Origin of the sequence: Clostridium fessum, assembly GCF_003024715.1 — a bacterium.
GTDB lineage: Bacteria > Bacillota > Clostridia > Lachnospirales > Lachnospiraceae > Otoolea > Otoolea fessa.
The window spans coordinates 211482-234555 of sequence record NZ_PYLO01000003.1; the positions used below are offsets into that span (position 1 = coordinate 211482).

A 23074-nucleotide genomic window follows, 5' to 3' on the forward strand; every position below is an offset into this window, starting at 1 on the left:
AAAATATTAGTAATCAACTTTGCAAGTATTTATCCCCATCATGGGAAGTATACGGATAAAAAAATATAAAGATACTTTCGTTTCCGCAAAAGTCATTTTCGCTTATATCATTTTTATAATAACACAGACAGTTATGTTTGTCACATAAAAGTTTGAAACCCCAAACAAAAAAATAAACCTTCTCATACCGCAAAGCCGCATATCCGCGGATAAATCCCCATCCCAGAGGGATCACCCTTCTGATGAATATAAAGGCTATTCGCAGATGGCTACACAATCTGACATGGATGCCTTTTAACAGAAAGTTCACAGCTCATATAATGACACTATATTGATGTAACATGAGTATGTAAGTATACTGTAAACCATGTGGAAGTTGTGCGTATGTCAGCAACAAATCTGAACATCCGAACGGATAAGGAAACAATTAAAGGATAAATCTGAAAAGCGAATCAGCTGATGGAAAAATGCACGCTCTGCAGATGCGGTATTTACATCAGCCCCTTCCACATATTTCTATGAAATAAAAAGTGGAGTCAAATTGAATGAAAACACAAGCAGACAAGAAGTCAGTCAAAGACATTCAGGAGTTAAAGCAGCGATTTACTAAGTTTTCCATAGGTTTATTTGCAATTTTGACGCTTTCAATCACATTGTTGGCATCAGCATATACATATATTCTGCAAAAATCGTATACAGATATCGCCCTTGAAACGGAACTCAAACGTGATATGGAAAATGCAGATGCAATTCATAAATTGGTAAATAAAAAAATCGGAAGAGAAGAATTTGCCACGCTCCGCCATCAATCTGATGAAAATACAGAAATGTATCACGAGGTTTCCTCGTTTCTAAATGAAATTCGAACGCTGAATTCAACCAGATATTTATACACCGCCACCCGAAATGAAGAAAACAGGCTGATCTATGTGGTGGACGGTCTGGATCCCAACGCAGGAGATGTCAGACATCCGGGAGACTATATTGAGGATGAAATGATTCCGTATATTAACAAGGCTCTTTCAGGAGAAACGGTGTATTCGCAGAACATTGTTGATACGACATGGGGTCCTATTTTCACAGCCTGTTATCCTATAACGGGCGATTCGGATGAAATAGTTGGTGCTTTATGCATTGAAATGGATATGCAGTCTGTGAATGGGCTGGTAGAGCGAACAAGAAGAGCATCCGTTTATGTTGGAGCTATGGCAGGATGTGTGCTGTTTTTGCTTTGTGCTGTCTGCTTTATCGGCTACAAAAGAAAAAGAGAAGATGAAATTGAACAGACGCTTTTGTTGCGCGAGGCTGCGGAAAAAGCAGAGACCGCAAACAGAGCAAAATCATCCTTCTTACTTAACATGTCACATGATATTCGATCACCTATGAATGCTATTATCGGATTTACGGACATTGCACTGAACCAGACAAATGTATCTGAAATTCACGATAGTCTGCAAAAGGTAAAAATAAGTTCAGAGCATCTGCTGTTGTTATTGAATAATGTACTGGATCTTAGCCGTATCGAGAACGGAAAGGTAAGCTTCTCACCTGAGCCGGAGAATTTGCCTGTCCTAATAGATAATGTGATTGCTATCGTGGATGGACTCCTACTGAATCGTGATTTAACATTTGAGATACATCGCAACATCCCCAAAGAACTTTATGTTCTGACGGATGCAACAAAAATTCGTGAGATATTGACGAATCTTCTGAGTAATTCGGTCAAGTTTACAAAAGATGGCGGAACGATTACTTTTGAAATTAGTATCAAACCGGGCATAGACGAACGGCATATTGTAGGCAGTTATGCGGTAAAAGACAATGGCATTGGTATGAGTGAAGAATTTCAGAAAAGGCTGTTTGAACCCTTTTCACAGGAGGATAACGGCGCACGAACACATTATGCCGGAACGGGGCTTGGAATGGCAATTTCCAAGCAATATGTAGAACTGATGGACGGTACAATTACGGTTCACAGCAAGAAAGGGTGTGGTTCGTCTTTTACAGTAGAAATTCCTATGGAACTTGCAGACCCAAAACAGATACCTGAGCTGAATCTGATACAGGATGTCAGCCTTAATGGAGTAAAGGTTCTTCTCGCAGAAGATAATGAGCTGAATGCGGAATTGGCAATCACGCTGCTCGAAGAAGCAGGTATGCATGTAACTCGTGCAGTAGACGGACAGGACGCAGTTGCTTGTTTTGCCAACAATCCAGCAGACACATATGATGTGATTCTAATGGATGTCCTGATGCCTAAAATGAATGGGCATCAGGCGGCAAGGGCAATTCGTGCAATGAGCAAGGAGCGCCCAGACGCTGCGAAAATTCCAATCATCGCACAATCTGCAAATGCTTTCAAGGAAGATGTACAGGCATCCTTGGATTCTGGAATGAACGGACACATTTCAAAGCCATTCAATATAGATGCAGTGACCACTGCAATAAAACAAAATATAAAGAGATAGAAGATTGAGCAACAATCCGCTAACTATCAGAGCATCGTTCAAGGTTTATTTGGACGGTGCTTTTTCTATACCCACAAACTAAACCTTCATTACATTTGAATACTAATAATGCCGTATATTTGTCTCTAAAGGGCAAATATGCGGCATTTCTTTATTCTTTATGTGCGTGATCGTACATCTTTTGAATATCCTCCGGCAACTTATCCGATATCATACTACGGCAATGATCATTTGAAGGTTATAGTGTTTGGTATCGCGTGTGACCTGACGAGAACCTTCGTTTTGAACTATTCGGAAATTCCGAATAGTTGAATCTTCTTCAAGCTCTGAATCAGCATAAATCTTCTTGATACAAAGTCTATTCGCAGATTGCTACGCAGAAGGGCTTCGATGCATTTTAACAGAAAATTCACAACTTGTATAATGACATTGTATTGATATCACCCGAATTTATGCATATACTATACTTGAATGGAGGTGTTCTGTATGGCAACAACTAATTTAAATATTCGTACAGACAAGGCAATCAAGGATCAGGCGGAGGAAATCTTCAATGAGCTTGGTCTGAATATGACAACTGCTGTAAATATATTCCTGAGAACCGCTATCCGTGAGCATGGTATTCCTTTTGAATTAAAACTGGAAGTACCGAATGATACCACAGCCGCTGCCATTGAGGAAGGCAGAAAAATGATGACGGATCCTTCTGCTCCGCGTTATTCCAGTATGGATGCGCTTAAGGCAGCTCTCGATGTATGAAATACAACATTCAGTTTACAAATCAATTTAAAAAGGATTTGAAGCTTGCCAAAAAGCAAAATAAAAATCTTGATAAGCTGTTTGAGGTAATCGATATTCTGGCGAATGGCGGTACGCTGGAAGCAAAATACAGAGATCATGATCTTACAGGCAACTATAAAGAAACGCGTGAGTGCCACATCGAACCAGACTGGCTGCTTATTTATGAGATTCGTGGAGAAGTTCTTCTTTTGATGCATTATCGCCTTGGTTCACATTCTGAGCTGTTTAAGAAATAATCCCAAAATCGGAAGTTGTAGGAGGAAATTTTTAATGAATATAACAGTTTATCTTGGGGCAAACGAAGGAAATGACCCATGCTTACGAAAAGCAGTTGAGGAATTGGGGGCATGGATTGGAAACAGTGGAAATGCACTTGTTTACGGTGGTTCTAAAGGTGGTTTAATGGGAGCATTGGCAGACAGTGTATTGAAGGCAGGCGGTGATGTTACGGGTGTTGAGCCGAATTTTTTTATTGAAAATGAGTTTCAACATGATGGACTGACAAAACTGATTGTGACTAAGGATATGTCTGAGAGAAAAAACAAAATGATTGAGTTAGGAGAAGCCTTTATTGCCTTCCCGGGCGGCACGGGAACATTGGAGGAAATTGCAGAGGTAATGTCGAAGGTGTCTTTGAAACATCTGGAGGCACCCTGCATTCTCTACAACCTGAACGGTTACTACGATGATTTGAAAGCACTTCTAAATCATATGATTGAAAAAGGATTATCTTCTAACGAGCGACAGGAGGGAATCTTTTTTGTTGAAAATCTGGATGATATAAAGCGAATCTTGAGACGGGCATAACTTATGTTTGCACAGTAAAATGGAGTTGCATTAGCGAAAGACAGAGCACGATCAATTCCAATTTGACGGAGTAATGGATATGAAAATCCGAGAAGTGAACGAAAATAAAAAGCAATTTATATCATTATTGTTATTAGCTGATGAACAGGAGAGCATGGTTGAGCGCTATCTTGAAAAAGGTACTATGTATGTGCTTGAAGACAATGATGAAAAAGCAGAATGTGTTGTTACCGATGAAGGTAATGGAATACTTGAAATCAAGAATATCGCAGTCGATCCGGAAAATCAGGGAAAGGGCTATGGCAAAGCACTAATTGATTTTCTTGCCAGTAAATATGCAGATGAATATTCTGTTTTGCAAGTTGGAACAGGTGACAGTCCATTGACGATACCATTTTATGAAAAATGTGGGTTTGTTCGTTCTCACAAGATTCCCAATTTCTTTACTGACAATTATGACCACCCAATTTATGAGGGCGGTGTACAGTTGATAGATATGATATATTTGCAAAGATGTTTATAACTTCCAGTATGTAGAATTAAGAAAATCGGTATTTTTGAGGAGATCGATATAAAATGACCTTCCAATTAGTTTGTATAGAACCAAAAGAATTAACGCAATACAAGTCGGATATGCAGGAAGCATTTCAAAAAGGTTTTGAAGATGCTTTCGGAAAAACAGCTGCTGTTATTCTACCTGAAAAGGACATTGACCAGTCGCTGAATGCGGAGGGTTCTGTTGTCTATAAAGCCGTTGTCGATGGAGAAATGGTGGGTGGTGCTGTTGTTGTTATCAATGAGAGTACACAGCATAACCATCTTGACCTGCTTTTTGTAAAGAACGGAGTTCAGAGCAATGGTATCGGTAAGAAGATATGGTTTGAATTGGAACGAATATATCCGAACACGAAAGTATGGGAAACCTGTACGCCGTACTTTGATAAGCGCAACATTCATTTTTATGTGAATGTCTGCGGCTTTCATATTACGGAGTTTTTTAATGAAAAACATCCTATGCCGGATACACCGGACGATTTTGTCGGTGATGGAAACGAGGGAATGTTTGCGTTTAAAAAGCAAATGCGTCTATGAAATTCCAGTTTGTAATAGGCTTAGTAAAGCCCATGATATAATTGTCCTAGAGCGTCTTTGAAAAACATTTTGAGTTGTTCATTTTACCCAAATTAATATTGAGACGATGCATACAAAACCCAGAAAAGTGGAAGCAAGTTTATCATAACGTGTCGCTATGTTGTGGTCAAGCTATTCGGCGAAACACTTTTAATTTGAGAAAGTAGTTTTCTACTAAATCTCTCTCTTTATAAAGCCAAACTGGAAGTTATCATCTACTACATATAGGTAAAAAACAACTTAAACAAAATAAAGCATAGAATAACAGCAGTCCAAATCCACAGACGAGTTTTCTTTTGCAAAGTTAAGTTCAAGATACTTATTCCAGCCAAAATAACAAAACTACCAATAATAGCAGGATAATGTGTTCCACTTGAACCATTTGACCAAGGAGATATACCTAAGGCGATAAAAATTTTATCTCCAATGCAATACTTCGTGCTATTCCATGTGCCACCCAATATAAGACCCAAAACAATCAATAGGACAGCAATAATCCTATTTGTCAACTTCTTACTTTTGCTCATATTATCACCTCATCAAATTCCGATTGAGATTTCACCTGTTTTAAGAGATTTAATAACTGTTATATTTTCTTATTAAATTCTCCGCAAACCCTTGAAAACACTGGATTTGTCGCAGGTGAGCTTTCCCTTATTTTTTCCCTTGTGTTATATATTCCCATATAAGTTTACGAACTCTGATAAGGGAAAATACAAGGGCACAGAATCTTTTGACGTATACTCGCAAACCAAGCTGTCACTCATTGTCCGAGTGACAGCCTGGTTACTTGCTATCCCTGATACCTTATTCTTTCAACCAACGTTTCCTTTTTCAGATTACTGCTTAAAACGCAGGAAAGCACAATCTGCAAAAGGCTGACCAGCAAAATCATAGCAAGAATTGGTGTAATTGGAACATGATAGACATTCATTCCAAATATCCCATTATGCTTTGCATAGGCAAAGAGCACGTAGCCAAGTGGCAGACCAACGACAAGTGCTACACATATGGTGCCAACCGTAAAAATCAGTCCCTGTAACTGCAGACATAAATTTAATTGTTTATTTGTCATACCCACAGCCTGTAATACACCATATTCCTGCTTTTTTGTCGTAATATTCATGATCATGGTGTTTGCCATATTCATAAAACCGATGAATCCTACAACCGCCATAAACAGATAACAGCCAAGCTTCATCGTGCGAGCTGAGAATTCTGCAGATTGTAACTGCGCATGATAAGTACCCATTTTTATATGCGAAGTATTAGAAATCAATGTATTCAGATTTTGCTCCACAGATGCCACATCTTTTTTGTCACAGTCCACCCACAGATAGCCATAGGCTGTTCCTCTCGGATTCATGGAACGGTATACACCTTCTGGAATGACAAGATAAGTGTCCGCGCTTACAAAGGATCCTGCAATCTTTCCCTGATAGGTATAGGTTTCACTTCCATTCTCAAAGTCAAATACAATGGATTCACCCGGAGCATATCCATCTTGTTCCATCCACGTTGACCAGCCAAAGAAAATATCACCATTCTTTACCGCCTGATCATAGTCCATAGAGCCAATATCCCCGTCCTGGCGCATAAAATCAAAATCATTTTTACTCACAATATCAGCCGGAAATCTTGTTCCGTTCAGATTTACAGAGACTATCTCTCTCGTCATGACATCTGTCACTCCCGGAATGCTTTTGATTTCTTCAATCAGCGAATCATTCAATGGATCATCCGTCAGAATCGTATCCAGATTATTCTCCGGATATCTTTCATCATACTCAGCAGAATAGTCAAGCTGCAGTTCAAATTGTCCATGATTAACGGAAAGACGTGCTTCATGCTCCGTGTCAATATTTCCCACATAATTAGAGATAATCACAAACAATACGCAAGAAAAACCCATTGTGAGGATAGTACCAATAGTTCTTTTGGGATTACCCGTTACATTTGCCATTGCCATAGAAAACACGGTGACATTTTTTCTGCCATTTCGTTTTCCTTTTTTTTGTGTTTCTGCATTTTCTAAATACCGTGTTGCTTCGATAGGTGAAATCCATGAAACAATTTTCATTGGTTTACGCAGTGCCAAAGCAACGGTAAGAAATGATACGAAAATACAGAGAAACATAACAGGCAGGGAAAACAGAGGCACCTGCTGATTTTGAACTCCCATAGAGCCAGTTCCGGTTGATACAAGGTTCCCCTGTTCTACCAGCCAGTTAAAACCGCATTTTGCAATCAGAAAGCCAAACAGCAGCCCCAGCGGTATCGAAGGAACCGCCAGAAGAATGCCCTCACGAAAGATCAACTGCTTCATCTGCTTTCTGGTTGCACCCAGCGCCTTGATTTTTCCGTACTCCTGAACCTTCTGGGCGATCCCGACCTGGAAGATATTATAAATGACCCCAACGGAAAACAGCACGATTCCGAGGATCAGGGTTCCACAAACCACAATCATTTCATAACTCGGCTGCAAGACCCATTGCAAATAGAGATCATTGACTATAACGTTTTTTTCTTCGATCCCACAGGCTGCTGCAAACTGCTTTATAACCGAATCAATATTATTCATAGATACATTTGCAGAATCATTTAAAGTAAAATAAATATTATACTGTCTGTCATTCTCTGCGACGTGCTCATCATAAAACTCCTGTGACCCGAAAACAACATAAGATGCCTCGATGGTATACTCATCCCGATCATATAGGATTCCACTGACAACAAATTCTTCCGGCTTATATTCTGACTGCATCCCTGCGCGGTAATCCAATGTCACCGTATCCCCGACTTTTACATCACCATACCCCATTGCACGGAAAAATGCTCTTCCTGCGGCAATTTCCTGCATTTTTTCCGGATACTTTCCTTCCTTTAACTCATATTCTTTATTATAGGGAAGCATTTTTTTTACAGTCTCATCCATGCAGACAAACCCGCCTTTTTCATTGCCTTTTATGACACCTTCGGTGCACATAGTGCCTGTAGCATCTATTTCCGCACGGCGGTTTACTTCTTTTAACTGCGATCCGTCTGCGGAAACAAACAGACCATAATTGCTTCCATATGAGCCTGCCGCCTGACTTTTCTGTAAATGAATTACCCCATTTCCCACAGTACTGATGATAACAAGCAGCATCGTGGTCAGACATATGGACATCATGATCAGTATACTTCTTGTCTTGTTCTTTTTGTCATTGCTATGTGCAATCCTGCTTATTGTCTTCATCTGAAATCCACCACCTGTCCATCCTCAATCACCAGAATGCGATCAGCGACCTGTGCGATTTCGTCATCATGGGTAATCATTACAATCGTCTGACCATATTTTTTTGCTGTCATTTTAAGCAGTGCAATCACCTCATCACTGGTCTTAGAATCAAGATTGCCTGTCGGCTCATCTGCAAATATAATTTCCGGACGATTCACCAGTGCTCTTGCAATCGCTACTCTCTGCTGCTGTCCTCCGGATAACTGATTTGGCAGATTGTAAATCCTCTTTTCAATCCCCAGAGTTGCAATAATATCATTTACATACGCTTCATCCACTTTTCTTCCATCCAGCCCCAGTGGCAGTACAATATTTTCCCATACATTAACAGATGAAACCAGATTAAATGCCTGAAAAACAAATCCGATTTTTCTTCTGCGGAAAACAGCAAGAGCATCTTCTTTCATCCTGTATAAATCTTTCCCTGCTAAAGTAACACTGCCTTTTGTCGGGGTATCAAGCCCTCCAAGCATATGAAGTAATGTACTTTTACCGGAACCTGACTTTCCAACAATTGCGACAAATTCTCCCCGCTCAATCTGAATGTCCACCTGATTGACCGCTTTGACCTGATTCTCACCTGCGCCATAAAACTTACAAAGCTGCTTGGTTTCTAATATCACACTCATGTGTTGCCTCCTTTTCATCTTACATCCAAATTGTATCAGGGCAATCTTTCATTTCACTTTCAAAAAACGAGCAGAAGTCTTACAGAATTGTAAGATTTCTGCTCACTTAAAATTTAACCAACATATGGTAATTGAATCACAAACATGCTTCCTTTTTTCTTTTTGCCGGAGGTTACCGTAATCGTACCTGCGTGTTTTTCGATAATTTCTCTCGATAGAAAAAGTCCGATTCCTGTACCACTCTTTTCCATGACCTCCTTGGAACTTCCTCTGTAAAATCGTTGAAAAATTTTGTGATACTCATTCTGCGGAATACCAATTCCCTGATCCTCAATTTCCATTCTTACAAGATCGTTTCTTTTTTGTAACCGGATAAATATTTTTGAACCACACGGACTGTACTTGACCGCATTATCCAGAACGTTGATCACAGCTTCACCAAGCCACCTTTTATCCTGCATAATCGTGCATGTTTCCAGCTCTTTTTCATAGTCAAAAACGAATTCAATTTCTTTCTCATCCGCTTTAGGATAAGTGCGGTTCACAGCAGATATGACAGTATCCATAAGCGGAAGTTTTTTCTTATTAATCTGAATCAGTCCAGTTTCCATCTTGGATATTTCAAGAAGCGACTGCAATAATGTCTCCAGTCCATCCAGAGCACTCCGACAACGGATACGAAACTCCTCCTGTTCTGTGGCACTTAAATCATTCTGCATCAGCACACTAAAACATGTATCCAAAGCTGCAACCGGTGTCTTTAACTGGTGAGAAATATCAGAAACCATTTCTTTCGTGTTCTCCTTTTCTGCCCTTGCTTCTTCCTTTATCAACTGAATATGATGTCCGATTGCTTCAAGCTGGTCATTCAATTTTTCCAGTTCTGCATGATTTTCCGTTTTCAGTAAATCATCAAATTTATTTTCACGGAATCTGATCAGAATTTCTTCCAACTGGTCTAAAATTTTCTGATGACACGCATCTTCTTTTTTCTTCCAATAAAGTAAAAAAGTCAAAAGAAGCACGCATATCACAGTGCTTACAGCACCGGTCACCATAACCTGATGCCGGAATTGCGAATAAAATTCATTCCCTTTATTCCCCCAGTATCCATATTGCTCCAATAATCGCCTTCCCTGTTCGTTAGTTTCAATATCCTTATCCTTAAGCAATTCCGAAACAGCATCCAGCCCGGAAAATTCTTCCTTTGCAGCAATCTCTGTCATAAGATTCATTTTATATTTATAATCTTCATAAAACACATACGTGGTAAAGCAATTTAATATTGCAAACAATACTATGACAGGCAAAACCAAGGAGAGCGCTACTGTGATCTTCTTGCGATATCTCTTTGTCACTGCCTTACCTCCTGATTCCATATATACCCAAGACCTCTGATATTCTTTATATAGACCGGTGCAGCCGGATTGTCTTCGATTTTCTCACGGAGTCTTCTGATATTGACAGCGATTGTATTTTCATCCACAAAATCCCCTTCCAGATCAAACACATTTTCCAATATTTGTGTTTTTGAAAGAATCTGTTTCGGATTCTGAAGAAAAAAAGTCAGCATTTTCAACTCCGTTTTTGTCAGACTGATTTCACGACTCTTTATCAGGACTTTCATTTCTCCTGCGATAAATACGATATCTCCCGAAATCATCTTTCCGGCTTCCGTTTTCTCCTGTCTGCGGCGGAAATGTGCTTCTAATTTCAAAAGAAGTACCGAAAGACTAAACGGCTTTGTAATATAATCATCTGCCCCTGCTTCATATCCCATGACCTGATCCATCTCCTGATCTAGTGCTGTAAGACAAATAATGTATGATTTATAATTGCATCTCATCCACCTTACAAATTCCAGTCCATTCCCATCCGGAAGATTCACATCACAAATGGTAACATCCACATTATTATCACTTGCAATTCTTTTCGCTTTTTTCATTGATTCTGCTGAAAAAACCTCATATCCGGATTTTTTCAGTGAGAATGTAATTCCACGATTTAAATTTTCATCATCTTCAACCACGAGTATACCTGGCATAGCATATGCACCTCTCTTTATTAACTATTTTTCCTCTTCGTTACATATTTGTTCTGCCTCAATATCCTCGGTAGTGACTTTCCCTGTAATATCCCTATAGGCTTCTTTTATTCCATTTTTGACCGCCCATTTAATTATAAAATATAATGCAAGTAAGACGATTAGTGCTGTGCCAAAACTAATTCCTAATTCTTCAAACATTTCATTACCTCTGTCAATCTCGATTGAGATTTCACCTGTTTTAAGAGATTTAATAACTATTATATTTTGTTATTAAATTCTCCTCAAACCATTGAAAACACTGGGTTTATCGCAGGTGAGCTTTCCCTTATTGTTTCCCTTGTGTTATATCGTCCCACCAGCGTTTATGGACTCTGATAAGGGCAAATACAAGGGTGCAGGGCATGCCCAAGTAGTAACAGTACAATGAGGTTTATCGGAATGACAGATTTTATCCATTTTCCAAAATAGATTACGATAGCTGTACTCATTATATTTTCGGAAATCGGAAAATAAAACTCGTTCCGATACCTTCGATACTTTCGACGTGAATGGTTCCATTGTGGAGGTTTACAATCCAGCGCACCATAGAAAGGCCGAGACCGGTACCGCCATTTTCTCTGGAACGGCTTTTGTCTATGCGATAGAAACGCTCCCAGATTTTGTCCAGGTGTTCCTCACTTATTCCAATACCATCATCTTTCACTTCACCGACAATCTGGTCATTTTCGCCCTTCAGGATAACATGAATATGTCCATTTGTTTTTCCGTAATTGATGGCATTGGTTATTAAATTCATCATCATACGCAAAATCAATGTCTGGTCGCCATTCATAAATAAGTCGTCCTGCTTTTGCAGGGTGATCTCAATATTTTTTTCCTGTGCTTTTGTCTGCAGTTCTTCTATTACAAGTTCGCTTAATAATCCAAAATCCAGTTTTTCCATCAGATGCTGCTCATCCTGTTCGTTTCTGGCGATCATTAACATTTCTCTTGTCAGCTTTGACATTCGTTTTGCCTGCCTTAAGATGACTGCAATCTCTTCCTTATCTTCCGCAGATAAGTTTTCATTTTCCAATAAGTACTCACACTGGGAAATGATAACAGCAACGGGAGTCCGCAATTCATGGGATACGTCTGATGTGAATTGACGTTCCTTCTCAAACGAAAATTCCAAGCGCTCGAACATTTCGTTAAATTTCTTCGACAATTCGTATAATTCATCTTTTGCTTTTGGCAGAGACAATCGTTTGGAAAGATCTTTTCCATTGCTGATGTTTTCAACTTCATCGCAGATACGATCCACCTGTCTCAATGCCTGCTTGATCATAAAATATCCGATGGCCCCGATCAGAATAATGAGTAATGGGAATACAATCAACAGCATTTTCTCGGATGTCTGTATGAAAAGTTCTATAGAATGTACAGAGGTAATTCCTCGTACCCACATTTCGTCATCATCACCGTAAGTGTAAACGCTGTCATATATCATCCATTTTCGATTTGATTCGCTTATCGTTCGCGGTGTATTCGACATGAGGATAGTTTCTTCTGGAAATTGGGCTGGAATCGTTCCATAAAGTAATCGTCCGTTTTTGTCATAAATACAAAACATAATACCGTTATCGTAAAATTCGGTATCGCCGTCAAGATAAAAGGAATCATCCTGAAAATTAATATTTGAAGAGAATCCGGTCACTGCGGCACTGATTGCTTCTTCTGTCGCAGAAATTCCAATCCTATCCACAAAAAGAAGGAAGAGAACTAGAATAGTCCCAAGAACTACGGCGATGATTCCGGTGTACCATAGCGTAATTTTTTTCTTGATCGTCATCTGTTTCATTCGTTTTCCCTCATTACATATCCAACACCGCGAACAGTGTGGATGAGTTTTTGTTCATATTGTGCATCGATTTTTTTTCGCAAATAGCGAATGTATACGTCGATCACATTGGAACCGCCTTCAAAATCAAAGTCCCACGCATTCTGTTCAATCTGCTGTCTTGTCATTACGATATTTTTGTTGCGCATAAGACATTCCAGAACCATAAATTCTTTTGCAGAAAGATCAATTTCATTTCCGGCTCTTGTAACCTTTCTTGTGTCACGATCCAGAATAAGATCTGCTATTTTTAGTTGATTGGATGTAAATTGTGGCTTTCTACGCATCATGACACGGATTCTTGCAAGCAGTTCTTCAAATGCAAATGGTTTGATCAGGTAATCATCGGCACCAAGATCCAGTCCTTTGACACGGTCTTCAATGCTGTCTTTTGCTGTCAGTAACAGAACCGGTGTATCATCTTCTCGTTGCCTTAATTCTCTTAAGATTTCATATCCGTCCTTTCCCGGCAACATGATATCAAGAATAATACCATCGTAGGAAGTCATATCGATATAATCCATCGCTTCCAGACCATCCCCACAGGCATCTACACTGTAATGTTCCTTGACAAGCCTTTTTTTGACAATGTTTCTTAAATCATTCTCGTCTTCTACAATCAGTAATCTCATAATGTAATTATTATAATACCAATCATTTTCGTGTGCTAGAGTCCTTTTTTCATTTTTTGAAATTACTATTTGTTTTAATCTTTTTTTAATCTTCCCCCTATATGATACATATAACAGCAAAAACAAAACATCCAAGAGACGGAAGGAGAACACGTTATGAAAAAAATATTAGTAGTTTTATTATCTCTCACATTAATATTTGCTTTTACAGGATGCACTTCATCCAATAATAGAGCAGCAGAAGATATAGAAATTAAGACACAGGAAGTTGTAACATCAAATACAGATGACAATGATGATAATATCAGCAACACAGAAAACGCAGTAGAGAATGCGAACGAAATGGATTATGATTTCTCTTCTTATGAAAACGATATCCGTAATATAACAAAAAGTGTAAACAATGCAAAAACATCTACAAATGCATCTGAGAATCACGAACAATTCTACGCTTTGAAAAAACAGGTAGACGCAGTTGATGACGAACTGGATAAACTTGATGATGAATTTGAGTATGCTTACCAGATGAAAGAGATTAGCTTCGAGATATACAAAGCGAGAGAACGCGCGATTGAAAAACTGGAAGATGAACTGGAATTAGCAGAAGAAGCGCTGGAAAACAAATACGGCATTGATGATTAATTCCATCCGGGCTACAAGAATGTGGCAGAACTTTCTTAATTTCTAAAATCGGGTAGGAGGTAGATAATTATTTTATCTACCGACCTCCCACACCACCTGGCATACGGTTCCGTACCAAGGCGGTTCTTTAGTTTTCACAAACTGTTAGATAGTAGTCAAGCATGGATATATATCCCAGCTTGGCTATTATTTTATTGATGATTACCGAATTTAGCACCTGTGCCATTCTCCATATAATATTAAATTTTGTGTCTATGTTTTATGAAAGAATCTTCTCTTAATCAATTTTTCTTTCCTGTAGCTTTACTTTTTCAGTTTTAACCCATCTTTGAAAGCTTCACCCACACGCTCTGTAACCTTGTAGTAACCATGAGCATAAGGGTCAAATGCAATGGCATTTACCTTGGAAATATCAATTTTACCGTCTACCATAACGCTCTCATCGGCAGTTACATTCACACTGTTGTCCTCATTATAAGTTGCCACCATCAACACTGGCATAGGAAAAATTCCTTCCGTAATTTTCAACTTTGTTCTCATAATAATCTCTCCTTAAAATTAAATTGACAGAATTATTTATCCTGCTTATAATTATATCCAATCAATTCAGAATTTCAAGTACTGGTCAAAATGATAGGTACTATCCAAGGAGAAAGTGTAATGATACAAAACTACATTGAAAATGCCAATTTTGAAGATACAGGCTTTGCTTACACCTTGTCCCTGATTTCCGGCAAACATAAAATGGTCATTCTTTATTGTTTAATGGAATTTAAAACTGTAAGGTTCAATGAGCTGAAGCGTTATCTGAAAACAATTTCCGATAAAACATTAAGTACCAATCTCAAGGAACTAGAGTCTGACAAACTGATTATCCGTACTGAATATCCTCAAATTCCACCCAAGGTGGAATACTGTCTTTCGGAACGTGGCAAGTCACTAATGGTAGTGTTAGATCAGCTTTGTGTTTGGGGTGAAGAAAACAAACTGACAGATTAACATCTTCTAATTTTTTTGAAAATATTATTTCTGACAGTATAACTTTGTACCATCTCACCTAACATACTATCTGCGGTATGGGATTTTTCCATACCGCAATACCGTACCTTTCACACGGGCATTGATAACAGATTTCCACTCGTTACCGCATTTACTGCATCTCCACCAGACATTTTTCCTCGACTTTGCATTTACTTCATCAGGCTTCAATGGCAAGTTCTTCTACGACCACTCCGAAGCAATTTCAGGGTGTGTTGTCTGCAAATCGTTAAACCCTTTCAGGAGTATGTACCCACTGCAATACGGGCAACCTGTTTTATTTATTGTCCTGCTCTTAACAGCAGCTTCCCACTCGTGTCCTTTCTCTCATCTCCAAATCACTTTCTTATGAGAACCAATAGAAACTTCTGTCGGTTTTATCTTATTCTTTTCCGACCACTGCTTTTCCAGTAGCGGCTCTAATGTCGCCAAATCGTTAATCCCTGCAATCACTCTCGCACCGGAACATATCGGTATGCACTGCTCTTAGAAAACGATTTAATATTTACCCTAACAATGGGTTCTTCTGGACATGCAACGGTAAAGGGTAAATCTCAGGAAAGGCCTGACATTAATAATGTTCTCTCTTTTGAAATGGATACAGATCAATCATGTTTCCTCTCTGTAATTAGCGGAATAGAAAGTCTGAAAGATAAATATGGAGATATGCAGGATATAAAATAAGTGGAGTTGTCGATAAATTTCGATTTATATGAACAATTCACATTCTTTTCTGACTGAGCAAGCCTTTTTAATTGCCATACCCGCAACTGCCGTCATAAAGCCACTTACCTTCCGAGCATGCTTTGGACATACGGCTACGCACCGCATACATGAAATACATTTACTTTTATCTGTCATTCCTGGCTTTTTCCTGTCAATTGCTCCTGCAGGGCATTTATCCGCACATAATCCACAACCAGAGCATGAAGCATTTGCTTTTGGAATCAGAACTGCACTAGATTTTTTATATGGTCTATTCCCCAGAATGCTTGGCGTAGATTCATTACCACTTCCCGTTTTTTCTAATATTTGATTACCAAATTCAGTTAATTGATTGTCATCATTTTCATCCGGTCTTCCGGTCGCATACTGATGCAAAATAGAATGCTCCGCAACTGCTGATACAGCTGCAATCACATGAAAACCTGCTTTAACAGCATAATCTTCCATCTGTACAAGCGTATTCTCATATGCTCTGTTTCCGTATACAGCAACAATCACACACTTACACTGATTACCTTTCATCTTCGCAAGCCGATCTAATGCAAGCTGTGGTGCTACTCCACCAAAAGAAGGCATTGCAATCACAGCTATGTCTTCTTTTGTTAATGAAATGGAACTAAAATCCAAATCTGTTTTTGAAAGGTCTATGTCTTTCACTTCATTCCAGAATTTTGTCATCGTATTTGCTACCTTTTCAGTTCCACCTGTTGGGCTAAAAATAATTCTATATTTGTTCATTTTATATTTTTCTGACCTCCGATTTAATCTGCTTTTCCTTCACATCTATCCCATTGCCTACAAACACCCAAAATGGTCGAGTTGCCGGATTGGTTGTCATCCGTTTTCATTTTCCAAAAATCATCCCAAAATGCCTGACATCTAATCCACTGTCTCAAATCGTGACATCTAATCCGAGGTTACAACCTGACACACTTTTTGCAGTAGATATGTTTCAATATAAGAAAACCGAGCTTTTTCGGAAGTCTGGCTTCAAATCCAACCCTCCGAAAAAGCCCGGAAATACACCGCTTTCTGGCACTTGATTTTATTTTCTTGACATCAAGACTACCGTCTCCACATGCGGTGAAAGTTACTTCTTATACTAAATAGCGAAACTGGTAGCTTTTGCGAAATTATTTCTATCTCTATAGTGGGGATAGGTAAACCTCCCCACTATAGAGAGCATCTCGACACTTATTGCATGTCACTTCAACTGAAGTTGTACACCTTTTTTAGTTTTAGTAAGGATTATCTTTTTATTACCAGTACATTCTATGTTATTTTCACTATCTGTCAAAACAAGTAACTTCGAATCTTTTATTTGAACAGCTTCATTAAATAATTCCTTTATTACCTGTTCTAAATTGTTTGGATATATATACCAATCTAATTTTTTGCAATAGTGTTTTCTATTATCCTCCCGATTCGTGGACAAAATCACTTCTATCGGAAGTTCTATATTACTGCCAACCACAGGTATTGTTAAGCTTGCATGGCGTGTCAAATTAATACAATCAAACGGATGTCTCCCTCTGTATTCTAAGAACAATTTATACAAATACAATACATAGCTTCTGTTCAATCGGCCAATTCTTCTATACGGATATTCTATGCAACCATCTTGATCTTTTTCATAATGCACGATAGATGTTAATCGCGGCGAAAATTCCGACTCCAGAACCGCATTCATTTTATCACCAACTGTTTGTTTAAGTTCATCTATATTTCTCAAAAACTGTTGGATTTTTACATATGTATCACACAAGTATGGCGATATTATATCCTGTATTACAGGATCAAGTTTTTCGTTTAAACTTATTTTACATTTTCCGTCTTTATTAAAACAACATAATCGTATAACTACATTATCAAGATATACCCTTGATGAATATTTGATTTCTAACCCTTTCGGCTGCTCTGTATCGGACTCCCTAAAATTATTAACATACATATACTCCAAATTTTTCTCATATTTTTCAATATCCTTTTGACTAACAACCGAAGCCTTAACCAATTCTATCACAGCGTTATTTCCACTACGCGATTGGCTAATCATTAGATCGCAATCTTGTCCTACAAGAATATAATAATTCCCGTTACTATCTCTAAAAATATCGCCGGCAGCCGGAGGTTGGTAATATTGATTAATGCTTAAATCAAACGCTTCAAATGTATTCAATTTTTGCATTTCACTTGAATATTGAATATCTTCATCATTCAATATATCCATCATTTGAGTAAGCCTTATAATATCAAATATTTCATTATTTACGTTAAGTTTATATTGAAATAGTAAATTGAGCCAATCCGTTACTACCTTATAATTTGTAACACCTTCATTAGATGCCATCTTAGCAAAATAGTATGCAATGTCCTTGTTTACTATAGCGTCATCAAAAGCTTCTTCTAATATCTTCTGATATACATTCTTCAACTTGAATAGTAGCAAACTATATGCACTCTTAGCCAATGCAATCTGCAAACCATCTGGTGCATCCTTTGACACATGCTCTGCAAAAACTTTACTGCTAATTTTTTCTTCCTTTTCTTTAGAACTCAAAATAGCAGCAACAATATTTTTTCTACCATTCTCATTAATTTGTTCAATTTCTTGTAGAATTTCATTAGCTCTTTGTTCTTCTTCCAACTGATTATCAATGATACATATTATCGTTTTATTCGCTTGGCCATACTCATTCAAGTCCTTCGCAAAGGAATCTTTCGTTTTTGCGTTAAAATTTGTATATATCTTGTATTTTTTCCATTCACCATCATTATAAATATAATCATTGAAGATTTGTTCAAAATAACTTGGAATCTGAACACCCAACCCGTATTGATTCAATATTGAAGCAAACTTTACCATGTCCTTTACGTCAATATTTGCATAATTTTTTCGCAGTTTTACTCCTATGAGGCCACCATCTTGACCGCCTCCTTCAATAATTGAGAACAACGTTTCAATATCATCCCTAGGTATCTCATTTTCCCAATCAATAGCCTCTATATAACCACTCACAGTGGCACTATATTCCTGCAATTCATCTACAAAATCTGCGCCTGCATCCTTTAATTCAACATACAATCTTTCTCGACTATTACCATTTAATCTTGCCAGTCCATAAAAAAGGCTTTCTTTGCTATTTTTAAACGCAAAATCATCTTCTAAAAATATGATAGTATCGCAGTTCGTAATTCTAAAAAATTTATCATATGTTATAGCCATTTTAACCCTCCTCATCTACCATAGATATAAGGAATTTATAACGATTACCATATGAATTTCGTTCAGATAGTAATTCGATATTTGCATTGAATGAATTTAATATTTTCTTCACTATATATAACCCCATTCCCCTGCCTTCATGATTTGGCTTACCAGATTCTAGAGGTTCGAACAAAATATCCTCCATCGTTTTAATTACACCTGTTCCTGTATCGTATACCACGATATCACTTCCATATGGTTCTACTGTTATCTGATCCCTTTCCGAATACTCATATACATTATCTACCTCCGCAAATTTTCTTCTTTTATCAATCCAGTAAATTGAATTATTAAACAAATTGTAAAAAACATGTATTAAAACGCCTTTAGGAACAAACCACGATAAACCTTCTGTTTTGCAAACTATATTAATGTCATTATCCTTGATTGTTTTTACCAGATTTTCTTCTATGTTTTTTACAACTACTTGTATTTGTTGAAGTATAAATTCATCGTAAGTACCTTTTTTGATAAACGTATTCTCTAGAAAAGAATATAAATTCGCCACATCATTCATTTTTCCTGCAACAATTGAATAACTTGTTTGAATCGGGTAAACATGTGTGTTATAAACTTTTACGTTTTTTTGTGCTACAAAGTAATCCTTCAAATAGCCAAAATGTTCTTCGATATTTTCATCTATACCCGTTTTACTAATAGAATGCAACTCATGCGTAATTGTCTCCGTTATTAATCCATTTGCCATTAATTTGTAATTGTTGTAAGACTCTACTTCTATTGCTTTTAATTGTTCATCCGCTTCTACTAATAAATTAGCTGCTTGCTTTTGTACCTTTTCGTTTTCTCCAAAATGCTCTGTAACATTTTGAAAAACCTTTTCCATCTTTTCATACAAACTGATTGGCATAGATGCTTTTTCACCTTCAATTTTAATATTGCCACTAAATTCTTTAGTGATTTTCTGCATCTCAGCCATTACTCGCTTATTACGCATAATGAACTTTTCAATGTCCGTTGAATTTTTCTTTACACGCTTCGATATATTATCTTCCAATAATCCATTTTCAGTAAGCAAGACTTTAATAATATCATTTGACTTTCTGTTTAATTCATAAAATAAATTATTGAAAACAATACCTATCAGCATCTTAAATGCATAAGAAACTTCATTCTGATTTATATCTAGTCGAGAGCTAATCTCCTGAATATTTTTCTGCTCTGGATCTCTTACTGAAACATATCCTACTGTATTACCCAAATCAAATCTATACCATTGTTGACCTTTCGTCCTGAATTGTTGCAGTTTAATCCAGTCATTTTCCTTATCTCCCAAAAAGCCGATTCTATATACATCACGATATAGCTTTATACCATTATAATCCTTTAAAAACTCCTTTAATGCTTTTAAATTATATTCCTGATCTTTTTCGATTTCTTTTAAAGACTCAATTATTATGTTCTCTCCTATTGCTGCATTCTGTTTAAACGAAAAAATTTCACCCGAAATAGGCACTATTTTTATTAGTGCTTTCATACATTCATTTGCTTTTTGTTCCGCAAACTCTTTTCTTATATTTTTATCTGTTATACCCAGCTCGAACATGTCATAAAATGTCTGTGCAACTAAGTCAAACAACTCATCGTAACGCACTTCTTGTACAAGAACATTTTCGATTCTATCTCTATTTGTATCTAACAATTCTTTATAAAATCTATGCTCTTTTTTGAGCCGTTTAAATGCTTCAGGCTTCGCCAAAACTCTATGAACACGCTCTATATACCAAGGTTGCAAACTAAGTTCATACTTTAATAGTATTTCTCCCCCATTTTCAACAATTCTAAACTTATGAATGCTCTCCGAAAGTTGCAACATTTTATCCGGAAAATCAATATCTAATTCTATATTGTTATAATACATTTGAATTGTAGTTTTCTTATTTACTTTACTAAAAGGTGAAATCAAAAAATTAATAGCCGATTTTAACTCTCTATTAACTACTAAACTTGAATTATCAAAATGTAATACCATCTGAGCCGGAGTTTCTAAAAAATCGCTAATATTAATTCCTAGAATCCATAATCTTGTATAACTCTCTCCCATTTTCCTTACTTTTTTATATGGAACAAAATAATCACTATTACTAGCACTACTTATTTCATCCCAATTAATGAACGTCAATGTAGCAAACGGTTCTGATTCAGATGCAGTTTCAACCAGTAAATATTTTCCTAATCGTTGTACCGCCAATCTACCGATACCCTTTTCTCCCAACGTTGTCTCACCATTATTATTTTTCAAGTCTGTCCCAATTTCCAGAAACCCTTTTTCCAGTTGAAATTCATTCATACCTTTACCGTTATCTTCAACAATCAACAAAGGCTCACCCAAAAGAGACCGGGGTACTAGTTCGGATATGTCATCCATGCATACAGGAATTGAAAATTTTTCTGCCCCACCTAACATGTTACCATCTTCAAAAAGCAGAAGCTTTATATTTGGTGCTTTAGCATCAATGGAATTTTTTATCAACTCAATAATAGCCACTTCGGAAGTGGTAATTAAATCCTTTCCTAAATGCTTAATTACTCTTGGACTAATTTTTATTTGTTTATGCTCCATTTTTTTGTCCTTTCTACACATCATATACTTGACTAACAAGTTCTTTAAGTGTTTTTGCTATACATTCAGCCATCAAATAAGGAACACCATTTCCTATCATCTTAAACATAGCTGTCAAAGGAATATCATTAGGTAAAATAAATTTTTCTGGCAAAGATTGTATTGCCATTGCTTCAGCAACTGATAATCGACGTACTTTATAAGGGTGTAAATGCACCTCATTATTTCCGTATGCTGCTGTTGGAGAATATTTCCAGCGATGAAGTCTCTTAAACGATTTTCTTTTTGTATCACCTTCAAATATTCTTTTGATTTTTTCTAATCCATCCTTCACAGAAAACACCTTATTCTGGTTTGGATGTTCCGTGACCTTGTTTTTCCTAAACCAATATTCTACTGTTAACGATTCCGGTACGTCATACACAAAATCTCGCTTACTATTTTCCTTAAATTCTTCAGCAACCGGCCAATTTAAGCTTAGAATTTTTTCTATGTCAAATTGTTTATATTTCTCCCACGGAAAGCTAAAGTAGTTTCTCTCGTCAACATTAAGCACTCCTTTTCTTCTAAAATCATTTCCCCAAAATCCCACCATTAAAATTCTCTCTCTAAACTGCGGAACCCCATAACTTAAAGCATTCACAACCTTATCAGATATTACATAACCACTATGCGTTACTTTCATTTTCATTTCATTGTAAAACCTTCTATGCTTTTCCGTTTTTACAAGTCCCTTCACATTTTCAAATAGAAAAAAATCCGGTTTGCATCTAACAATCAAATCAAAATACGTTTTTGTTAATCTTCCGTTTTTCCCCGATGCACCTCTATTCTTTCCTCCTATCGAAAAATCTGGACAGGGAGGTCCTCCAATAAATCCAACAACATTGCCTGCTGCTTTTTCTTCTTGAATCATTCTTATTAATTTCTGCTTATTTTTACCCTTTGTATAAACCAAAGCACTTTTATTTGAATATCCTAAACGAGGCTCTTTTATTAGTAAGTTTCTTCTAGAAAACCTATATGCCTCCATAAAACAACTTTCATACTCATTTACAAACACTATTTCATAACCATTTTTTTCAAATGCTAAATCTAAAATTCCCACACCCGAAAAAAATGAAAATATCACTATATTTGGCATT

Annotated in this window: 23 protein-coding genes and 3 pseudogenes; 8 read left to right on the forward strand and 18 right to left on the reverse strand. The window is 37.2% G+C overall.

Translation table 11 applies throughout. The annotated features are described in order from the left end of the window. Positions 1–545: 545 nt before the first annotated feature. Positions 546–2468, forward strand: a complete 1923-nt coding sequence (locus C7U56_RS10200; RefSeq protein WP_107001128.1) for an ATP-binding protein — start codon at positions 546–548, stop codon at positions 2466–2468. A 216-nt stretch (positions 2469–2684) separates the two neighbouring features. Here C7U56_RS10200 and C7U56_RS10210 read toward each other — a convergent pair. Continuing rightward, a pseudogene (locus C7U56_RS10210) lies at positions 2685–2819 on the reverse strand (cell filamentation protein Fic); the annotation flags it as partial. A 135-nt stretch (positions 2820–2954) separates the two neighbouring features. Here C7U56_RS10210 and C7U56_RS10215 point away from each other — a divergent pair. From C7U56_RS10215 to C7U56_RS10235, 5 genes are all read left to right on the forward strand, one after another. Further along, positions 2955–3227: a type II toxin-antitoxin system RelB/DinJ family antitoxin gene (locus tag C7U56_RS10215; RefSeq protein WP_107001129.1), complete on the forward strand. Its 273-nt coding sequence runs from the start codon at positions 2955–2957 to the stop codon at positions 3225–3227. Next, positions 3224–3505 carry a type II toxin-antitoxin system YafQ family toxin gene (locus tag C7U56_RS10220; protein WP_107001130.1) on the forward strand — a complete coding sequence of 94 codons (282 nt, stop codon included), beginning with the start codon at positions 3224–3226 and terminating at the stop codon, positions 3503–3505. The genes C7U56_RS10215 and C7U56_RS10220 overlap by 4 nt, the downstream gene beginning before the upstream one ends. A 34-nt stretch (positions 3506–3539) precedes the next feature. Continuing rightward, positions 3540–4076: an LOG family protein gene (locus tag C7U56_RS10225; RefSeq protein WP_107001131.1), complete on the forward strand. Its 537-nt coding sequence runs from the start codon at positions 3540–3542 to the stop codon at positions 4074–4076. A gap of 79 nt (positions 4077–4155) precedes the next feature. After that, on the forward strand, positions 4156–4599 hold the full coding sequence (locus C7U56_RS10230) for a GNAT family N-acetyltransferase (protein ID WP_107001132.1): 444 nt from the start codon (positions 4156–4158) through the stop codon (positions 4597–4599). Positions 4600–4652: 53 nt separating this feature from the next. Continuing rightward, on the forward strand, positions 4653–5168 hold the full coding sequence (locus C7U56_RS10235) for a GNAT family N-acetyltransferase (RefSeq protein WP_107001133.1): 516 nt from the start codon (positions 4653–4655) through the stop codon (positions 5166–5168). Positions 5169–5246: 78 nt separating this feature from the next. Here C7U56_RS10235 and C7U56_RS16020 read toward each other — a convergent pair. The 10 genes and pseudogenes from C7U56_RS16020 to C7U56_RS10275 all read right to left on the reverse strand — a co-directional run. Then, positions 5247–5403 (reverse strand): annotated as a pseudogene (locus C7U56_RS16020) (IS5 family transposase); the annotation flags it as partial. A 22-nt stretch (positions 5404–5425) separates the two neighbouring features. Beyond that, complete coding sequence (locus C7U56_RS10245; RefSeq protein ID WP_107001134.1) at positions 5426–5734, reverse strand: hypothetical protein; 309 nt, start codon at positions 5732–5734, stop codon at positions 5426–5428. A gap of 266 nt (positions 5735–6000) precedes the next feature. Then, positions 6001–8445 (reverse strand): ABC transporter permease, encoded by a 2445-nt coding sequence (locus C7U56_RS10250; protein WP_107001135.1) that lies wholly within the window; start codon positions 8443–8445, stop codon positions 6001–6003. Beyond that, positions 8442–9116 (reverse strand): ABC transporter ATP-binding protein, encoded by a 675-nt coding sequence (locus tag C7U56_RS10255; protein ID WP_107001136.1) that lies wholly within the window; start codon positions 9114–9116, stop codon positions 8442–8444. The genes C7U56_RS10250 and C7U56_RS10255 overlap by 4 nt, the downstream gene beginning before the upstream one ends. Before the next feature lie 113 nt (positions 9117–9229). Continuing rightward, positions 9230–10495, reverse strand: coding sequence for a sensor histidine kinase (locus C7U56_RS10260; RefSeq protein ID WP_107001137.1), 1266 nt, complete (start codon positions 10493–10495; stop codon positions 9230–9232). Then, entirely contained in the window at positions 10471–11160 is a 690-nt protein-coding gene (locus tag C7U56_RS10265; protein ID WP_107001138.1) for a response regulator transcription factor, read from the reverse strand. Before C7U56_RS10265 ends, C7U56_RS10260 begins: the two co-directional genes overlap by 25 nt. A 24-nt stretch (positions 11161–11184) precedes the next feature. Further along, positions 11185–11361 (reverse strand): DUF6019 family protein, encoded by a 177-nt coding sequence (locus C7U56_RS15685; RefSeq protein ID WP_021939191.1) that lies wholly within the window; start codon positions 11359–11361, stop codon positions 11185–11187. A gap of 164 nt (positions 11362–11525) precedes the next feature. Continuing rightward, positions 11526–11651 (reverse strand): DUF6040 family protein, encoded by a 126-nt coding sequence (locus C7U56_RS16320; RefSeq protein WP_243023761.1) that lies wholly within the window; start codon positions 11649–11651, stop codon positions 11526–11528. Next, positions 11651–13003 carry a sensor histidine kinase gene (locus tag C7U56_RS10270; protein WP_107001139.1) on the reverse strand — a complete coding sequence of 451 codons (1353 nt, stop codon included), beginning with the start codon at positions 13001–13003 and terminating at the stop codon, positions 11651–11653. The genes C7U56_RS16320 and C7U56_RS10270 overlap by 1 nt, the downstream gene beginning before the upstream one ends. Further along, positions 13000–13674 (reverse strand): response regulator transcription factor, encoded by a 675-nt coding sequence (locus C7U56_RS10275; protein WP_107001140.1) that lies wholly within the window; start codon positions 13672–13674, stop codon positions 13000–13002. The genes C7U56_RS10270 and C7U56_RS10275 overlap by 4 nt, the downstream gene beginning before the upstream one ends. 156 nt (positions 13675–13830) lie before the next feature. Between C7U56_RS10275 and C7U56_RS10280 the strand changes: the two genes are divergently transcribed. Beyond that, a complete protein-coding gene (locus C7U56_RS10280; protein ID WP_107001141.1) occupies positions 13831–14316 on the forward strand; it encodes an entericidin EcnA/B family protein in 486 nt (161 codons plus the stop codon). A gap of 303 nt (positions 14317–14619) precedes the next feature. Here C7U56_RS10280 and C7U56_RS10290 read toward each other — a convergent pair whose 3' ends face one another. Beyond that, a complete protein-coding gene (locus C7U56_RS10290; protein WP_107001142.1) occupies positions 14620–14856 on the reverse strand; it encodes a hypothetical protein in 237 nt (78 codons plus the stop codon). Positions 14857–14976: 120 nt separating this feature from the next. Between C7U56_RS10290 and C7U56_RS10295 the strand changes: the two genes are divergently transcribed. After that, a complete protein-coding gene (locus tag C7U56_RS10295; protein ID WP_107001143.1) occupies positions 14977–15315 on the forward strand; it encodes a winged helix-turn-helix transcriptional regulator in 339 nt (112 codons plus the stop codon). Between the two features lie 66 nt (positions 15316–15381). Here C7U56_RS10295 and C7U56_RS16135 read toward each other — a convergent pair whose 3' ends face one another. The 6 genes and pseudogenes from C7U56_RS16135 to C7U56_RS10320 all read right to left on the reverse strand — a co-directional run bounded on the left by C7U56_RS16135 (position 15382) and on the right by C7U56_RS10320 (position 23073). Next, complete coding sequence (locus tag C7U56_RS16135) at positions 15382–15531, reverse strand: zinc-ribbon domain-containing protein (protein ID WP_338108860.1); 150 nt, start codon at positions 15529–15531, stop codon at positions 15382–15384. Positions 15532–15537: 6 nt separating this feature from the next. Next, positions 15538–15807, reverse strand: a pseudogene (locus C7U56_RS16395) (zinc-ribbon domain-containing protein). A gap of 255 nt (positions 15808–16062) precedes the next feature. After that, entirely contained in the window at positions 16063–16818 is a 756-nt protein-coding gene (locus tag C7U56_RS10305) for a 4Fe-4S binding protein (RefSeq protein WP_107001144.1), read from the reverse strand. Positions 16819–17284: 466 nt separating this feature from the next. Beyond that, entirely contained in the window at positions 17285–19306 is a 2022-nt protein-coding gene (locus tag C7U56_RS10310) for a hypothetical protein (RefSeq protein WP_107001145.1), read from the reverse strand. A gap of 1 nt (position 19307) precedes the next feature. Further along, complete coding sequence (locus tag C7U56_RS10315; protein WP_181357226.1) at positions 19308–21929, reverse strand: ATP-binding protein; 2622 nt, start codon at positions 21927–21929, stop codon at positions 19308–19310. 13 nt (positions 21930–21942) lie between these two features. Continuing rightward, entirely contained in the window at positions 21943–23073 is a 1131-nt protein-coding gene (locus tag C7U56_RS10320; protein ID WP_107001147.1) for a DNA cytosine methyltransferase, read from the reverse strand. Between the last annotated feature and the right edge of the window lies 1 nt (position 23074).

Excerpts from the sequence above, each read along its gene's own strand:
- C7U56_RS10200 (WP_107001128.1), top strand. The coding sequence starts at position 546 with ATGAAAACACAAGCAGACAAGAAGTCAGTCAAAGACATTCAGGAGTTA.
- C7U56_RS10215 (WP_107001129.1), top strand. The coding sequence starts at position 2,955 with ATGGCAACAACTAATTTAAATATTCGTACAGACAAGGCAATCAAGGAT.
- C7U56_RS10220 (WP_107001130.1), top strand. The coding sequence starts at position 3,224 with ATGAAATACAACATTCAGTTTACAAATCAATTTAAAAAGGATTTGAAG.
- C7U56_RS10225 (WP_107001131.1), top strand. The coding sequence starts at position 3,540 with ATGAATATAACAGTTTATCTTGGGGCAAACGAAGGAAATGACCCATGC.
- C7U56_RS10230 (WP_107001132.1), top strand. The coding sequence starts at position 4,156 with ATGAAAATCCGAGAAGTGAACGAAAATAAAAAGCAATTTATATCATTA.
- C7U56_RS10235 (WP_107001133.1), top strand. The coding sequence starts at position 4,653 with ATGACCTTCCAATTAGTTTGTATAGAACCAAAAGAATTAACGCAATAC.
- C7U56_RS10245 (WP_107001134.1), bottom strand. The coding sequence starts at position 5,734 with ATGAGCAAAAGTAAGAAGTTGACAAATAGGATTATTGCTGTCCTATTG.
- C7U56_RS10250 (WP_107001135.1), bottom strand. The coding sequence starts at position 8,445 with ATGAAGACAATAAGCAGGATTGCACATAGCAATGACAAAAAGAACAAG.
- C7U56_RS10255 (WP_107001136.1), bottom strand. The coding sequence starts at position 9,116 with ATGAGTGTGATATTAGAAACCAAGCAGCTTTGTAAGTTTTATGGCGCA.
- C7U56_RS10260 (WP_107001137.1), bottom strand. The coding sequence starts at position 10,495 with ATGGAATCAGGAGGTAAGGCAGTGACAAAGAGATATCGCAAGAAGATC.
- C7U56_RS10265 (WP_107001138.1), bottom strand. The coding sequence starts at position 11,160 with ATGCCAGGTATACTCGTGGTTGAAGATGATGAAAATTTAAATCGTGGA.
- C7U56_RS15685 (WP_021939191.1), bottom strand. The coding sequence starts at position 11,361 with ATGTTTGAAGAATTAGGAATTAGTTTTGGCACAGCACTAATCGTCTTA.
- C7U56_RS16320 (WP_243023761.1), bottom strand. The coding sequence starts at position 11,651 with ATGAGTACAGCTATCGTAATCTATTTTGGAAAATGGATAAAATCTGTC.
- C7U56_RS10270 (WP_107001139.1), bottom strand. The coding sequence starts at position 13,003 with ATGAAACAGATGACGATCAAGAAAAAAATTACGCTATGGTACACCGGA.
- C7U56_RS10275 (WP_107001140.1), bottom strand. The coding sequence starts at position 13,674 with ATGAGATTACTGATTGTAGAAGACGAGAATGATTTAAGAAACATTGTC.
- C7U56_RS10280 (WP_107001141.1), top strand. The coding sequence starts at position 13,831 with ATGAAAAAAATATTAGTAGTTTTATTATCTCTCACATTAATATTTGCT.
- C7U56_RS10290 (WP_107001142.1), bottom strand. The coding sequence starts at position 14,856 with ATGAGAACAAAGTTGAAAATTACGGAAGGAATTTTTCCTATGCCAGTG.
- C7U56_RS10295 (WP_107001143.1), top strand. The coding sequence starts at position 14,977 with ATGATACAAAACTACATTGAAAATGCCAATTTTGAAGATACAGGCTTT.
- C7U56_RS10305 (WP_107001144.1), bottom strand. The coding sequence starts at position 16,818 with ATGAACAAATATAGAATTATTTTTAGCCCAACAGGTGGAACTGAAAAG.
- C7U56_RS10310 (WP_107001145.1), bottom strand. The coding sequence starts at position 19,306 with ATGGCTATAACATATGATAAATTTTTTAGAATTACGAACTGCGATACT.
- C7U56_RS10315 (WP_181357226.1), bottom strand. The coding sequence starts at position 21,929 with ATGGAGCATAAACAAATAAAAATTAGTCCAAGAGTAATTAAGCATTTA.
- C7U56_RS10320 (WP_107001147.1), bottom strand. The coding sequence starts at position 23,073 with ATGCCAAATATAGTGATATTTTCATTTTTTTCGGGTGTGGGAATTTTA.